Origin of the sequence: Janthinobacterium sp. BJB426, assembly GCF_002735705.1 — a bacterium.
GTDB lineage: Bacteria > Pseudomonadota > Gammaproteobacteria > Burkholderiales > Burkholderiaceae_D > Janthinobacterium.
Window position 1 is genome coordinate 163,094 of sequence record NZ_PDZL01000011.1, and the last position, 14,830, is coordinate 177,923.

Sequence of the window (14,830 nt, forward strand, 5' to 3'; positions counted from 1 at the left end):
AACCCACAGTATCGCATTTAAGTAATCGCGGAAATAAAAAAGCCGCCGGATGTGCATCCGGCGGCCTGCGCTGTAACTAGCCGCGATTAGAACGTATGACGCATACCTAAATTGAAACCGCTGTTGCCGGTGCCATTGTCCGTGGCATTGCCGACGACGAAGGTGGCGCCGTTCTTGTTGCTGATGTGGCCGTAACCGGTGTACAGGTCGCTGCGCTTGGACAGGGCGTAGAACGCGCCGATGGCCCACTGCTGGGCGTCACGGTTGGCGTTGCTCTTGTCGTTGTGGCGGATGTACGATGCGACCAGCTTGGTGGCGCCGAACGGTGCGCTGAAGCCGAGCAGGATGTCGTTGCTCTTGCTGTCGTCGAGGGCGCGGTTGTCGGCGTAGCCGAAGTTGCCTTGCACTACGCCAAAGTCGTAGCGCGTGGCCAGCAGGGTGTTGCGCGTTTGCTGGGTCGCCAGCGCATTTTCCTTGCGGTGGTGCGTCAGGGTCACGTTCAGCGGACCGTCGATGTAGTGCACGGCGCCGCCCATGCTGCGGTTTTTCGCATTGTCGCCGGCCACTTCGCCAAAGCCATACGCCAGGTCGGCCGACAGCTTGCTCCAGGTCGGCGTGGTGTATTGCACCATGTTATCGACGCGGATATTCGTCACCATCAGGTTCGATGCCGTGCCGGCCAGGCCGATGACGAATGGATCGGCCACGTCGCGCAGGGCCAGGTAGTACGGAGAATATTGGCGGCCCAGGGTGACGGCGCCGGCGCTGCCGGTCAGGCCGACATATGCCTGGCGGCCGAACAGCAGGCCGCCCTGGCCCGAGGTGCCGGTGTCGATATTGAAGCCGCTTTCCAGCACGAAGGTAGCGGCCAGGCCGCCGCCCAGGTCTTCCTTGCCCTTGAAGCCGATGCGCGAGCCGGAAGCGACGCCGGAAGCGACGCGGTTCAGGCGGTCTCCAGCCGCATCCTTGTCGAATACCAGGCCGGCGTCAGCCACGCCATAGATCGTCACGCTCGATTGGGCCATGGCGCCGGTGGAGGCTGCGCCGAGGGTCAGCAGGGTAAACAGGACTTTTTTCATGAAAATCTCTCTAATAAGTTGGAATGACTACTGATCGCACTACCTGACTGCTTGTTACTCAACATCGACAACAAATAAATGGCCCGCTTGTGGCGGGCCATGGCGCTATCAGGCTTTGCTAGCGTGATCCGCTTCGCCCCAATGGCTTTCCGTGTTCTGGCTGGCCGCGTTGGCGGCAGCGGCTTCTTCCTCGGTGGCCAGGCCACCTTCCCACTTGGCGACGACAGCCGTGGCGACGGCATTGCCGACCGCGTTGGTAGCCGAACGGCCCATGTCGAGGAATTGGTCGACGCCCATCAGCAGCAGCAAGCCGGCTTCCGGAATATTGAACTGGTTCAGGGTAGCGGCAATCACCACCAGCGAGGCGCGCGGTACGCCGGCCATGCCTTTCGAGGTCAGCATCAGCAGCAGCAGCATGGTGATCTGCGTGCCGATCGACAGATCGATACCATAGGCTTGCGCAATGAACAGCACGGCAAAGGTGCAGTACATCATCGAACCATCGAGGTTGAAGGAGTAGCCCATTGGCAACACGAAGCTGGAAATCTTGCGGTCCACGCCGAACTGGTCGAGCGCCGTCAGCAGTTTTGGATACGCCGCTTCCGAGCTGGCCGTCGAGAATGCCAGCAGGAATGGTTCGCGGATCAGGCCGACGAGCTTGAAGATGCGCGGACCGATGACGACGAAGCCGGCGCCGATCAGCAGGGCCCACAGGCACAGCAGGCCGACGTAGAAGCCGCCCATGAACTTGGCAAACGTGACCAGCACGCCCAGGCCGTGGGTGGTGATGACGGAGGCCATCGCGGCGAACACGGCCAGTGGGGCCAGGTTCATGATGGTGCCGGTGATGCGCAGCATGACTTGTGCCAGCTGGTCGACGACGGCTGTCAGGGTCTTGCCCGATTCGCCCAGGCCGGCCAGTGCGCCGCCGAAGAAGATCGAGAACACCAGCACTTGCAGGATTTCATTGTTGGCCATGGCCTCGATCGGCGACTTCGGCACCAGGTGCGTGAAGAAATCTTTCAAGGTGAAGGCGGCCGTTTTCAGATTGGTTGAAGCGTGTACGTCCGGCAATGGCAAACCGAGGTTGGTTCCCAACTGCATCAGGTTCGACAGCACCATGCCCAGCGCCAGCGAAACGAGCGAGGCTACGACGAACCAGCACATGGCTTTCAGGCCGATGCGGCCGGCCGTCTTGCCGTCGCCCATGTGGGCGATACCGACCGTCAGGGTGGAGAACACCAGCAGCGCAATGATCATCTTGATCAGGCGCAGGAAGACGTCGGTGACGATGGAAATATTGCCAGCGATTTGAGCGCTGAGCTTGGCATCAGGGAAGGCGGTGTTGCATCCATAGCCCACGGCAATGCCGAGGATCATGGCAATCAGGATGTACAGGGTTAATGGCCGTTTCTTTTTCATTTTGACTCCTCCGGTGAAACGCCGCTGTGAGCGGATTATTGATAGCGAGCAACTCAAGCTTGGAGTCAATATTTCTCAAAAACAAGCCCTTGCGTGCTAGCGATTATTTGCAGCAAAACCTGTACATAGCAAAGGATATGCCTGAAATTGGAATTTCCTACATAACTTCTTAAGTTGTTGATTTAAGGCGGCTTTTTTGTTGTCAGGATGTCGCAATTTCGCACACTTGCGCGAAATATTGGACGCGCAAGCGCATCGCTGTATGACTTTTCATACGCTAGTCGCGGCAGGGCGGAGGTGCGCCAAAAAGACAAGATTATCAGGACAATAAAAAAGCCCCTCCGAAGAGGGGCCCGATGTTGCGGAATACTATTCTTGACGTTAGAACTTGATATTCGCCGTCAGGCTGAACGAACGTGGCTGGCCCGGAGTGTAGCGGAAGCCGGATTTGTTGATGGCCGCCACATAGGTCTTGTCGGCCAGGTTGTAGGCATTCAACTGCAAGTCGAGGTTCTTGTTGACGGTGTAGGTTGCCATGGCGTCGAAGACCCAGTAGGCATCCACGCGGGCCGGCGTGCCGACGGCGCCATCGGTGCCGCGCAGCATTTCACCCACGTAACGCGCGCCGCCGCCGATCTTCAGGCCAAACGGCAGGGTGTACGAAGTCCAGCTGGTGAACGCCTGTTTTGGCGTGTAGGTGAGGCTCTTCTCGCCACTGGCTGTAAAGACCTTGTTCGACTCGACCTTGGTATTCATGCGCGTGTAGCCGGCGCTGACCAGCCAGTTCGGCATGATCTCGCCCACCACGCCCAGTTCCAGGCCTTGCACGCGCTTCTTGCCGGTCTGGTAATAGATGGTCGAGATGACAGGATCTTGTTCCAATTCATTCTTGACGGTGGTCTGGTAGACGGCGGCCGACAGCGACAGCTTTTGCTTCAGGAAGTCCCACTTGGTGCCGATTTCCTTGGTGATGGTTTCCTGCGGGTCATAGTTCGGGTTTTGCGCGCTGTTGGCGCCCGTGCTCAGGGCGAAGTTGACGCCAGGTGGCGCTTTCGACGTGGCCAGCAAGGCGTACACGCTGCTGTCCGGCGTCGGCTTGTACATGGCCGAGATCTTGCCGTTGGCCAAGGTGTCGCTCAGGGTCAAATGGGTAGGAATCGGCGTGCCGACCGGCAGTTTTTGTACCTGGTCCTTGGCCACGGCCGCTTGCAGGGCGACGGCGTCATACGTGGTGTTGAAATGGTCGAAGCGCACGCCGCCGTTGAAGATCCACTTGTCGCCGAACTTGACGGTGTCGAACACATACAGGCTTTGCGTGTTGACTTCGCCTTCCGTGAAGGCGCCGCTGCGCACGGGATTGTGGCCGGTGACGGTGTCGCGCGGATTCGGATTGTACAGATTAGCATCCGGCAAGGTGCCCAAGGTGGCTGGCACATAGCTGTAGTTGGTCTGTTTTTCGCTGGTGAACTCGGCGCCGGCCACCAGGGAGTGCTTCAGCACGCCCGTGTCGAATTGCGCGCTGACCACGGTCTGGTTGGTCAGGATCGTGTTTTCCTGGTCCTTCACAGTGCGCAGCGAGCGCGCCAGCGTCCAGGTCGACGGATCGGTGGTGACCGGCGTCTTCAGGTTGGCCTGGCTGCCCATGAAGGCCGTCAGCAGGTAGTCCTGCTGGGTCTTGCCGTAGCGCGTCGTGTTCTGGAGCTGTACGTTGGGCGAGAAATCATGGTCGATGCGCAAGGTGCCCATGTCGGCCTTGACCTTGTCGTAGTCCGAGGTGGAACCGTAGAAGTTCTTCGGATCGACCTTGGCGGCGCCGTTCAGGAAGGTGCGGATGACCGGTTGCTCCTTCGTGGCGACGTCCGGCGTCGAGTAGCCTGGCAAGCCGATGGTCGGCACGCCGCCGTCGGGCACGTTGTTTTGATCCACGTGCAGGTAGCTGGCCGTGATGCGCGTCGGCTTGCCAATGCCGAAGGTGACGGTGGGCGCGAAGGCCCAACGCTTGTTCGTGACTTCATCGCGCGCCGGATTGCCGCTGTCCTGCGTCATCAGGTTCAGGCGCAAGGCCGTGCCGGTATCGCTGTCGAGGATGCGGTTCCAGTCGGCCGTGGCGCGCTTCTGCTTGCCGCTGCCTGCTGTCAGCAGCGAGTTGAATTTGTTTTCCATGGTGGCCGTCTTGCTGACCAGGTTGATCGAACCGGTCGGCGAACCGCGGCCGCTGTCCGTGCCCGCCGGGCCCTTCAGGACATCGATCTGCTCGATGTTGAAGACGTCGCGCGCGATGGAACCCACGTCGCGCACGCCATCGACATAGATGCTGCCGGACGAATCGAAACCGCGCATGTAGACGGCGTCGCCCGTGTTCGTGTTGCCGTTTTCACCGAGGAAGAAAGTACCGACGCCAGGCGTGTTGCGCAGCGCGTCCGTCAGGGTCAGCGCGCCTTGCTGTTCGATCAATTCCTTCTTGATCACGACGATGGTTTGCGGCGTATTGACCAGCTCTTCCGTGTATTTCGGCGACGAGGCTTTTTCGGCCTTGAAATCATTTTCCTTGGACCCCACGACCTTGACTTCGTTCAGCATTTGCTGCGATGCCGGGGCGCTTTGGCCGGCTGGGTCGGCCGCCTGGGCGACGACGGGCAGCAGCATCACGGCCAGGGCGGCGCCGATGTGCTGGTTGAAACGGGTTGGGGCGTGTTTGCGGCTCTTGATTGCCATCTTGCTCTCTCGATAAGGTCAGGGTAGTGGTTCCTGGCTGGCGCTGCGCGCGGTGCTATCGCACGCGGACAAGTGGCTGGCTGGGGAAACGGGTTGTGTGACATTGTAATAATTGGGCGCTATTTCGTAAATGAGAATCGTTATCAGTCTCGTTTACGCAACGATTTTTGTGTGCCGGAAAAAAAACACTGTGATGCCGCATGAATGCTTGCTTTGCGGCCGAACCGCTGCTACGCGGGCAGGCGTCCGGGAGCGAGAGTATGATGAGCAACCTTTACAAATTTCCGCCAAGCATGCTCCATACTCCTGACGCTTTTGTGCCCCTGATCGACGCTCCCGAACCGGCTCCGACCGCCGAACAGACGCTGACGTTTGTCTTTCATCGCGGACGTTTATTGTTGCGAACGCCGGACCTGACCCTGCCCACCGCCGCCGAGGCGGCCGCGCTCGATATTGACCTGAGCCGCGCCCAGCCCGTGGGCTTGTGGCAGGGCCGCTATTGCCAGACGGTCTGGACCGACGAAGAGTTGCAGCCGGGCGACGGCCTGGCCTGGCACGGCATGCGTTCGTTGTTCAATGCCGTCGACGACGCGTTCCTGGGCCTGGCCAGCCGCGCCGCGCAACTGGCCGAGTGGGCGCGCACGCACCGCCATTGCGGCGTGTGCGCCACGCCCATGCAGCGCACACGCGGCGAACGCTGCTTCACCTGCGCCGCTTGCGGCATGCTCGCGTATCCGCGCATTTCGCCAGCCATGATGGTGCTCATCCGCAAGGCCGACCAGGTGCTGTTGGCCATGCACAAGCATTCGCCATCGCAGCGCTTCAGTCCGCTCGCCGGTTTCCTGGAAGCGGGCGAATCGATCGAGGAAGCCGTGCACCGCGAAGTGATGGAAGAGGTGGGTTTGCGCGTGCATAACTTGCAGTACTTCATGAGCCAATCATGGCCGTTTCCCCATTCGCTGATGATCGCGTTTACGGCCGATTACCTCGATGGCGAAATTCGCCTTGACGAGAACGAGATCGCCGAGGCGCGCTGGTTCGGCCCCGGCGATGCGTGGCCGGAAGCGAGTTCGAGCGTGTCGATTTCCGCGCTGCTGGTGCGCGCCCACCGTCCGCCAACGGCATAGGAAAAGCCAGGGTTGCTCGGGCAGCTTGCCGCATTTTCTATATACTGGCGGCAATTGAAAATTTTAGGGTGGTTTAGCATGTCTCAAGAAGAATTCTCCGAAAACGACTGGCGCCGGCTGATCAGCAGCTTTGGCGAAGATCCGCAGCGTCCTGGCTTGCTGGAAACGCCGGCGCGCGTGGCCAAGGCGTGGAAGCACTGGACGTCCGGCTATGGCCAGGACCCGGTGGACTTGCTGAAAGCGTTTGAAGATGGCGCGGAACAGTACAACGAGCTGATCGTCGTGCGCGGCATCCCCGTCTACAGCCATTGCGAACACCATCTGGCGCCATTTTTCGGCAAGGCCACCATCGGTTATGTGCCTAACGGCAAGATCGTCGGCCTGTCGAAACTGACGCGCCTCGTCGATTGCTTCTCCAAGCGCCTGCAAGTGCAGGAACGCATGACGATGCAGATCGCCAATGCCCTGATGGAAGTGCTGGAACCGAAATCGGTGGGCGTGGTCGTACGCTGCCGCCACCTGTGCATGGAAAGCCGCGGCATCCGCACGCCGGGCGAAGAAACCATCACCTCGGCCATGCTGGGCGAGATGCAGCCGAACCTGGCGCTGCGCACGGAGTTTCTGGCGTTGGCACGCGAAGTCTGATTTTCGGCGACAATGCAAGACAAAGGTGGCATATGCCGCCTTTTTTTATGCGTTTTTATATTCTCCTGGATTCCCGCTCCGCCAGGTAGCGCGCCGGCGGCTTGCCCACCGCCTTGCGGAACATGGTGACAAAACCGCTGGTATTTTCATAGCCGAGTTCCAGTGCCACCGCTTTCACGCTGTGGCCTTGCGCCAGTCGTTGCAAGGCAAGGATGACGTGCAATTGCCGACGCCAGCGGCCCACGCTCATGCCCATTTCTTCCAAGGACTGCCGGGTCATGCTGCGCTCGCTCATGCCGATGCGGCTGGCCCATTCGGCCAGGGTGCTTTTATCGGCAGGCTGCGCCAGCAGCAGGGCGGCCAGGCAGCGCAAACGCGCATCGTGCGGCATCGGCAAATGCAAGTCTTCCACGGGCGCGGCCGCCAGTTCATCGAGCAGGGTGAGCACGAGGCGTTCCTGCGCGCCCTGCAGCGCGGCCAGAGTGGGAAAACCGGCCGCCTTGGTGATCAGTTCGCGCAGCAGCGGCGAAACGGCCACGGTGCAGCAGACGGCCGGCAAGGCCGGCGCCATGGCCGGCTCGACAAACAGGCAATAGCATTCCGCCTCGCCCACGCCCTGCGCCGAATGCATCAGGCCGCCCGGTATCCACACGGCGCACTGCGGCGGCACGATCCACACGCCGCTTTCCACCTCGCAATGAATCACGCCCCGCGTGGCATACAGCAACTGCCCCTTGCGGTGCTGGTGCGGCGCCTGCTCGGCATCCTCGGGCACGCTGGCCAGGCCCACGGCCAGCAGGGGACGCAGCACGCCATCGACATCGAAATCGAGGATGGAGGCGTCATCGTCCAGGCCCAGGTGGGCCGTCAGCATGCTGGGCAAGAGGGGATGGGGCATGGGAAGACTTTGGCTGGATTGAATAATATTGTGGCTATTTTATGCAATGACGCGCAATGCCGCCAACGCTATCGTATGGGCATCCGCAGCCCCGCTTCAACGGCAACCGCCGCCGCCCGTGTTCTGATGAAGGTGAGGAGGAACGGCAACCCCTTGAAGGAGTCTCCCATGCAACTCGATATCACCGATTTCCCCCTCGTCTGGATGCGCCGCGACAACGCCGCCAGCAGCCCCGACGATGCCTTGTTCGCCCAGTTCGAGGACTTGCTGGCGCGCCAGCAGGCGTTTGTGATTCTCAGCGAAGAAGGCCTGGACGAGGATGGGCATGACCATCCGCAGGAAGAGCGCAAGCGCGCCGTGCTGTGGATGAAGCGGCACAAGGCCGCCTTGCGCGCGTATATCCAGGGCATGGTGCTGGTCGAACCGAGCGCCGCCAGGCGCCTGGCCGGCAAGGCCTTCGCCGTCATGTTCGGCCAGTTCTGGGGCTACCCTTTACACTTTGGCACCAGTCGCGACGACGCGCTCGACATCGCGCAGCATTTGCTCAGGGCCTGGCTACCGCCGCGGCTGCCGCCAGGTGACGGCAGCTCGGCCGCGCATCAGTAGCGGTAGTCGTTGATGAAATGCTTGGTGAAGTTGTACTTGCTGCCACCGTCGAGCAAGTCGACCAGGCGTTTCGGCGCCGAAGCCGACATGAAGGCGTCGGCCGCGCCGCCCGTGCTGCGGAATTTCATGCCGGGGCTGAGAATCTGGTTGGCGCCGATTTTCAGGTGCTGGAAACTTTTCGTTTTCTCATTGTTGAGGATGAAGTGCAGTTCCTGCTTGAATGTCAGGAAGGGGATCTTCAGCCACCAGCCTTCGTCGGTGCCATAGCTGGCGACGCTGGCAAAATGCGTGTTCTTGTCCGTCAGGGTGGGTTTGCCCAGGCGGTCGTTGATGCGTTTCATGGCTTCATTCTTGGTCATGCTGTGCTTTCGTGATTCATTGAATATACGGCGTGCATTTTGACACACGCACGCCACTCCCGCCTGCCTTGCCAGCGCCTATCTGCGTGCTTTTTTACTGCAATGCAGCATCAATTCTCATCAATTGTCGCAACGCATTAACAACACCGGGCAAAAATCATTGCTTCCCGGCATTGTAAATGTCGGTCGTTCGAGCGTATGCTGGAGTCGTCTGAACGGTGCCGCCAGAGTACCGTCGCCGCCGCATTCCTGGCCGTAGAGCCGGAAGCGGGCTACACCCCCATCGCCGCAAATCTACAGTCGGAGACACAGCATGAAGAAATTGACGTTCCAGCAGAAGTTATGGATCCCCCTGATTTGCAGCCTGTTGTGCATCACCGTTATTTTTGTCTATAACGCCCTGGAAGTGCGCAAGATCCGCATCGAGGAGCGCAGCGCCGACTTGAGCAATGCCGCCGACCTGGGCCTGGGCGCCGTCAAGATGTTCGGCGACCTGGCCGCCAGCGGCGCCTTGACGAAGGAAGAGGCGCAAAAGCAGGCTACGGCCGTCATCAAGAGCATGCGTTTCGGCGAGACCGGTTATTTGTCCATCATCAACCTCGATGCCGTCGTCGTGATGAATCCCGCCGCGCCGCAAACCGATGGCAAGAACATGTCGGACTTCAAGGATGCCAACGGCACCTATCTGTACCGCGACATCGTTACCGTCGGCAAGAGCGATGCGGGCAAGGGTTTCGTTCACTATTATTTCCCCCGTCCGGGCCAGAAAACCCCCGAACCGAAGATGAGCCGCGTGGTGGCCTACAAGCCATGGGCCTGGACCCTGGTGGTGGGCGTGTACATGGATGATATCGATGCGGCCTTCCGCCAGTCGCTGCTGACCTCGCTGGGCGTGCTGGTACTGGTGTGTGCGCTGCTGGCGGCCGTCGTCGTCGTGATCAACCGCAGCCTGCGCCATGCGCTGGGCGGCGATCCCGAGTATGCGGCCGACGTGGCCGAAAAGATCGCGAATAACGATTTGAGCGGCGTCGTGCGCACGCATGCCAACGACCGCCACAGCGTGCTGTACGCGATGAAAACCATGCAGACCAATCTGGTCGATGCGATCAGCGAAATCCGCCACAGCGCCGAGACGATTGCCACCGCGTCGAGCGAGATTGCCAGCGGCAATATGGACTTGTCGGCGCGCACGGAAATGCAAGCCAGTTCGCTGGAAGAAACGGCCGCCTCGATGGAGGAATTGACCTCGACCGTGACGCAAAACGCGGGCAACGCCGTGCAGGCGAATGAACTGGCGCAGTCCGCTTCCGCCGTGGCCCGTCAGGGCGGCGCCGTGGTGGCGCAAGTGATCGGCACGATGGACACCATCAACGCCTCGTCGCGCAAGATCGTCGACATCATCGGCGTCATCGATGGTATTGCCTTCCAGACAAATATCCTGGCCCTCAACGCGGCCGTGGAAGCAGCGCGTGCCGGCGAACAGGGACGCGGCTTTGCCGTCGTGGCGTCGGAAGTGCGCAACCTGGCGCAACGGTCCGCTGGCGCAGCGAAGGAAATCAAGGAACTCATCGGCGCTTCCGTCGACAGCATCGCCGCCGGCAGCACCCTCGTCGCACAGGCGGGCACGACGATGGATCAGGTGGTCGCTTCCGTGTCGCGCGTGACCGACATCATGGCCGACATCACGGCCGCCTCGCACGAGCAAAGCACGGGCATCGGCCACGTCAACCAGGCGATTACGGAGATGGATAGCGTGACGCAGCAAAATGCGGCACTGGTGGAAGAGGCGGCGGCGGCGGCGTCGAGCATGCAGGACCAGGCGGCCGTGCTGGCGCAACTGGTGGCCCGCTTCAAACTGTCGGCGCAAGAGTCGGGAACATCGCCGCGCCTGGCGGCCACTTCGGCTGGCGCGCCACGCGCCGTGGCGAAAAAGCCGCTGCGCAGCCTGGCGGCGCGCTAAGGACTTATTGGGCTGGTGCCGCCGCTTGCGGCGCCGGTTCGAATTCCAGCTTGTCATCAACGACCACGAATTGCCCGACCGGCTGGCCCAGGTCGGCTTTCGGGTCGTTTTCCATTTCCGTCAGTTCATTGCAGGTATTCGTTTCCGCCTGCCACAGCTGCTTGCCCATGCGGATATTCCACAAGCCATCGCCAGCCGCAAACAGCTCGACGGTGATGTCGGCCGGTGCATCCGTCGACAGGGTATGCAGGCGCTGGCATTGCGGCAAATTGGTCGCCATCAGCTGCACTTCCACGGTATCTTGCCAAAAATAACGTTGCTGACGGCGCACGGTCAGGGAATGGTCTTGCCCATCGAACATGTAGATGGCGAAGTCCTGGACACAGCCTGACAGCAGGACGGACAGCGTGACGATCAGGAGTTTGCGCATGGTCGGCTTTCTTGGTTGGTGCTCGGGAATGTCGGGATGCCTGCGTGACGGCGCTAGTGGGTGCTTGCGCCGTCTTGTTTTCCGCTTACGTGGCATTATATCCATGCATATCAGTTGCGGCGCGACAATAGTTATGCCAAGTGCGCCTGCCCCACTTATCTACCTGGAAAGACCACGATGATCGACCTGTATTACTGGACCACGCCCAACGGGCACAAAGTGACGATGTTCCTGGAAGAAGCGGGCATCCCCTATAACATCATTCCCGTGCATATCGGCAAGGGCGACCAGTTCAAGCCCGAATTTCTCGCCATCGCGCCGAACAACCGCATCCCCGCCATCGTCGACCAGGCGCCGGAAGATGGCGGTGCACCGCTGTCCCTGTTCGAGTCGGGCGCGATTTTGCAATACCTGGCCGAGAAAAGCGGGCAATTCCTGCCGGTGGATGTGCGGGGACGTGCCGAAGTCATGCAGTGGCTGTTCTGGCAAATGGGCGGCCTTGGCCCCATGGCCGGGCAAAACCACCATTTCGTGCAGTACGCGCCCGAGCCCATCGATTACGCCATCACGCGCTACGTCAACGAAACGAACCGGCTATACGGCGTGCTGAACAAGCGCCTGGCGGACCGCGAATTCGTGGCCGGCGACAGCTATTCCATCGCCGACATGGCGATCTACCCGTGGATCGTGCCGCACGCACGCCAGCGCCAGAAGCTGGAAGACTTCCCGCACCTGGCGCGCTGGTTCGCCGCCATTGCTGCCCGTCCCGCCACCGTGCGCGCGTATGCGCGGGCGGCTGAAATCAATGTGCAACCGACCGTCAGCGGCGACGCGAAAAGCGTGCTGTTCGGACAGACGGCGAAGACGCTCGGTTAAACTTAATTTCCTCGGTAGGTTGAAAAACCGAAAGGGCTGAGCAGCAAGGGAATGTGATAGTGCTGGTCAGTCTTTTCCACGTGAAATTGCACAGGAATTTCCGGGAAAAACGTTTCCTGTTTCAGGCGTGCATAGTGCTCGCCTGTCTTGAACACGATGCGGTAATCACCCGCCTGCATGGCGATATTTTCCGGATACATGGCCGCGATGCGCCCCTGCCCATTCGTCACGCCACTGCCCAGTTGTTGCCAGCCGTCGCCCTGCTTGTGCTCCAGGGTGACCGTCACGCCCGCCGTCGGCTGGCCGCTCTGCAAGTCGAGGATGTGCACGCTCAGGGGATTGGCGGCTTGCGCCATGGCGCACAGGCAGGTGCAGGCGAGCAGGATGCTGCCGGGAAGAATGGATTTCATGCGTTTTTCCGTTGAGTGCAATGGCCCCAGTATGGCCAGTATTGCTCTACGAGAAGATGATCGCCACATGACATTTTTATCATCCGCGGCCGTGTGTGCGCGGCGTAGAATGGTTTCATATTCTCTTTAGAAAGTGGCCATGCGTATCCTGGTAATTGAAGACGAACCGAAGACGGGCGACTATTTGCTGCGCGGTCTGGCCGAGTCCGGCTTTACGGTGAGCCTGGCGCGCAATGGTCGCGATGGCTTGCACATGGCAAGTACGGAGTCACCCGACCTCATCGTGCTCGACGTCATGCTGCCTATCATGGATGGCTGGCAAGTCTTGCGCGCGCTGCGGCTGCAGGAGGGGGGCGCGGACGTGCCCGTGATTTTCCTCACGGCGCGCGACGAGGTGCAGGACCGCGTGAAAGGGCTGGAACTGGGCGCCGATGATTACCTGGTGAAACCATTCGCCTTTGCGGAACTGGTGGCGCGCATCCGTACCCTGCTGCGGCGCGGGCCGCCGCGCGAAGACGACGTCATCCGCATCGGCGACATGGAAATCGATGTGATGAAACGCAAGGTCAGCCGCCAAGGCCAGCGCATCACCCTGACGGCCAAGGAATTCGGTTTACTACACCTGTTGGCGCTGCGCCAGGGCGAGGTCTTGTCGCGCGCCATCATCGCTTCGCAAGTGTGGGACATCAATTTCGAGAGCGACACCAATGTCATCGACGCGGCCATCCGCCGCCTGCGCAGCAAGCTCGACGATCCGTTCGAACCCAAGCTGATCCACACCTTGCGGGGCATGGGTTATGTCTGCGAATTGCGCGCGCCCACGGCGCCTGACAACGGCGCCGCCCCATGACGCTGGCGCAACTCCGCCGCTCGCTGACCCTGCGCGTCACGCTCGTCTTCGTGCTGATCGTGGCCCTCGTGTCGGCCGGGCTGGGCATGCATTTGTACCGTTCATTCGTGGCGGAAATCGAGCGCCGCGACGACATTTTATTATTGGGGAAATTGCGGCAGATCCAGCAGTTGCTGGGCAATGCGGGCACCCTCGACATCATCCGCGAGCGGCCTCAGTATTTCCGCGACACCATGAGCGGGCAAGAAAATTCCCTGGTGCGCATCGTGCGCGCCGATGGCACGCGTTTGATCGATGTCAATCCGAACGGCGAGACGGTGGCGCATGCTGTTCCTGTCGCCGTCGATGCGCCCGTGACGGACAGCGCCATCGTCAGCTGGACCAGCCGCGACGGCTATCCGGCCAGGGTCGTTGCTGCCAGCGCGCGCATCGGCGAGCCGGCGCAGATGGCCGACATCTCCGTCGCCCGGGTCTATGGCGACCGCACGGCCATGTTTGCCGCCTACCGCTGGCAGATCGTCGTCTCGGTGGCCGTCAGCGCGCTGGTGGCGGCACTGCTGGCGAGCTTGATGCTGCTGCGGGGATTGCGGCCGCTGCGCAATATCGCGGCCCATGCGGCCCTCGTGCGGCCGGGCAAGCTGGAGCAGCAACTCGATGCGCGCGGCGCGCCGAGCGAGCTGCTGCCGCTGATCCAGGCCCTGAACGCCATGCTGGCGCGGCTGCAGGAAGGCTATGCGCGGCTGTCGCAGTTTTCCGCCGACCTGGCGCATGAATTCCGCACGCCCGTCACCAATCTGCTGGGACAAAGCCAGGTGATGCTGGCCCGCCCGCGCAGTGCGCACGAGTATGAACAGCTGGTGTCGTCGAATGTGGAAGAGCTGGAACGGCTGTCGCGCATGATCGACAGCATGCTGTTTCTGGCGCGCGCGCAGCAGGATGAAATGGTACTCGTCAAACAGGTCTTGCCCGTACAGGACGAGTTTTTAAGGCTGGCCGATTTCTTTGAGGGCCTGGCCGAGGAGCGCGAGCTGGCGCTGGCTTGCCACGGCAGCGGCAATGTGACGGCCGAGCCGCAACTGCTGCGCCGCGCGCTGGGCAATCTGCTGTCGAACGCCATCCGCCACGCGGCACCCGGCAGCACGATTTTATTGCGCGCTCACGCGACGAACGAGGGCGTGGAATTGAGCGTGAGCAACCTGGGCCCCGCCATCCCCGCGCGCCACTTGCCGCACCTGTTCGAGCGTTTTTATCGCGCCGACCCGGCCCGCAGCGATTCGGCCGCTTCCACAGGCCTGGGCCTGGCCATCGTCACGGCCATCATGCAATTGCATGGCGGCAGCGCGACGGTCGCGTCGGATGCGGCCGCCACGACATTTACCCTCACGTTTCCAACGCAGCGTAGGTTGGATTAGCGGGGCGAAGCCACGCGTCATCCGACAATATTGTTGGCGTT

General features: G+C 61.2%; 14 protein-coding genes. 7 read left to right on the plus strand and 7 right to left on the minus strand.

The window, feature by feature from the left end:
• Positions 1 to 86: 86 nt before the first annotated feature.
• The 3 genes from CSQ93_RS18385 to CSQ93_RS18395 all read right to left on the minus strand — a co-directional run bounded on the left by CSQ93_RS18385 (position 87) and on the right by CSQ93_RS18395 (position 5,216).
• On the minus strand, positions 87 to 1,079 hold the full coding sequence (locus CSQ93_RS18385) for a porin (RefSeq protein ID WP_099379264.1): 993 nt from the start codon (positions 1,077 to 1,079) through the stop codon (positions 87 to 89).
• Between the two features lie 108 nt (positions 1,080 to 1,187).
• Positions 1,188 to 2,501 (minus strand): dicarboxylate/amino acid:cation symporter, encoded by a 1,314-nt coding sequence (locus tag CSQ93_RS18390; protein WP_035822991.1) that lies wholly within the window; start codon positions 2,499 to 2,501, stop codon positions 1,188 to 1,190.
• A 381-nt stretch (positions 2,502 to 2,882) separates the two neighbouring features.
• Positions 2,883 to 5,216 carry a catecholate siderophore receptor Fiu gene (locus CSQ93_RS18395; RefSeq protein WP_099379265.1) on the minus strand — a complete coding sequence of 778 codons (2,334 nt, stop codon included), beginning with the start codon at positions 5,214 to 5,216 and terminating at the stop codon, positions 2,883 to 2,885.
• A gap of 293 nt (positions 5,217 to 5,509) precedes the next feature.
• Here CSQ93_RS18395 and nudC point away from each other — a divergent pair, with 293 nt between their 5' ends.
• Together nudC and folE are read left to right on the plus strand one after the other, a co-directional pair.
• The gene (gene nudC / locus CSQ93_RS18400; protein ID WP_099379300.1) at positions 5,510 to 6,343 is read left to right on the plus strand and encodes an NAD(+) diphosphatase; all 834 of its coding nucleotides are present in this window, start codon (positions 5,510 to 5,512) and stop codon (positions 6,341 to 6,343) included.
• 78 nt (positions 6,344 to 6,421) lie between these two features.
• Positions 6,422 to 6,988: a GTP cyclohydrolase I FolE gene (gene folE / locus CSQ93_RS18405; RefSeq protein ID WP_035822985.1), complete on the plus strand. Its 567-nt coding sequence runs from the start codon at positions 6,422 to 6,424 to the stop codon at positions 6,986 to 6,988.
• A gap of 55 nt (positions 6,989 to 7,043) precedes the next feature.
• Here folE and CSQ93_RS18410 read toward each other — a convergent pair whose 3' ends face one another.
• A complete protein-coding gene (locus CSQ93_RS18410; protein ID WP_233516243.1) occupies positions 7,044 to 7,886 on the minus strand; it encodes an AraC family transcriptional regulator in 843 nt (280 codons plus the stop codon).
• A gap of 168 nt (positions 7,887 to 8,054) precedes the next feature.
• On the opposite strand from CSQ93_RS18410, the gene CSQ93_RS18415 reads away from it, so the two are divergent.
• Entirely contained in the window at positions 8,055 to 8,492 is a 438-nt protein-coding gene (locus CSQ93_RS18415) for a hypothetical protein (protein WP_099379267.1), read from the plus strand.
• Here CSQ93_RS18415 and CSQ93_RS18420 read toward each other — a convergent pair.
• Entirely contained in the window at positions 8,486 to 8,851 is a 366-nt protein-coding gene (locus tag CSQ93_RS18420; RefSeq protein WP_046683244.1) for a hypothetical protein, read from the minus strand. The genes CSQ93_RS18415 and CSQ93_RS18420 overlap by 7 nt on opposite strands.
• 313 nt (positions 8,852 to 9,164) lie before the next feature.
• On the opposite strand from CSQ93_RS18420, the gene CSQ93_RS18425 reads away from it, so the two are divergent.
• Positions 9,165 to 10,811, plus strand: a complete 1,647-nt coding sequence (locus tag CSQ93_RS18425; RefSeq protein WP_099379268.1) for a methyl-accepting chemotaxis protein — start codon at positions 9,165 to 9,167, stop codon at positions 10,809 to 10,811.
• A gap of 4 nt (positions 10,812 to 10,815) precedes the next feature.
• Here the strand turns inward: CSQ93_RS18425 and CSQ93_RS18430 are convergent, their stop codons facing one another.
• A complete protein-coding gene (locus CSQ93_RS18430; RefSeq protein ID WP_099379269.1) occupies positions 10,816 to 11,241 on the minus strand; it encodes a hypothetical protein in 426 nt (141 codons plus the stop codon).
• Positions 11,242 to 11,418: 177 nt separating this feature from the next.
• Here CSQ93_RS18430 and CSQ93_RS18435 point away from each other — a divergent pair, with 177 nt between their 5' ends.
• Complete coding sequence (locus tag CSQ93_RS18435) at positions 11,419 to 12,117, plus strand: glutathione binding-like protein (protein WP_099379270.1); 699 nt, start codon at positions 11,419 to 11,421, stop codon at positions 12,115 to 12,117.
• Positions 12,118 to 12,119: 2 nt separating this feature from the next.
• On the opposite strand, the gene uraH is transcribed toward CSQ93_RS18435, so the two are convergent.
• Positions 12,120 to 12,527, minus strand: coding sequence for a hydroxyisourate hydrolase (gene uraH, locus CSQ93_RS18440; RefSeq protein WP_099379271.1), 408 nt, complete (start codon positions 12,525 to 12,527; stop codon positions 12,120 to 12,122).
• Positions 12,528 to 12,666: 139 nt separating this feature from the next.
• Here uraH and CSQ93_RS18445 point away from each other — a divergent pair, with 139 nt between their 5' ends.
• Complete coding sequence (locus CSQ93_RS18445) at positions 12,667 to 13,377, plus strand: heavy metal response regulator transcription factor (protein ID WP_099379272.1); 711 nt, start codon at positions 12,667 to 12,669, stop codon at positions 13,375 to 13,377.
• Positions 13,374 to 14,789, plus strand: a complete 1,416-nt coding sequence (locus tag CSQ93_RS18450) for a heavy metal sensor histidine kinase (protein ID WP_099379273.1) — start codon at positions 13,374 to 13,376, stop codon at positions 14,787 to 14,789. Before CSQ93_RS18445 ends, CSQ93_RS18450 begins: the two co-directional genes overlap by 4 nt.
• Positions 14,790 to 14,830: the final 41 nt, after the last annotated feature.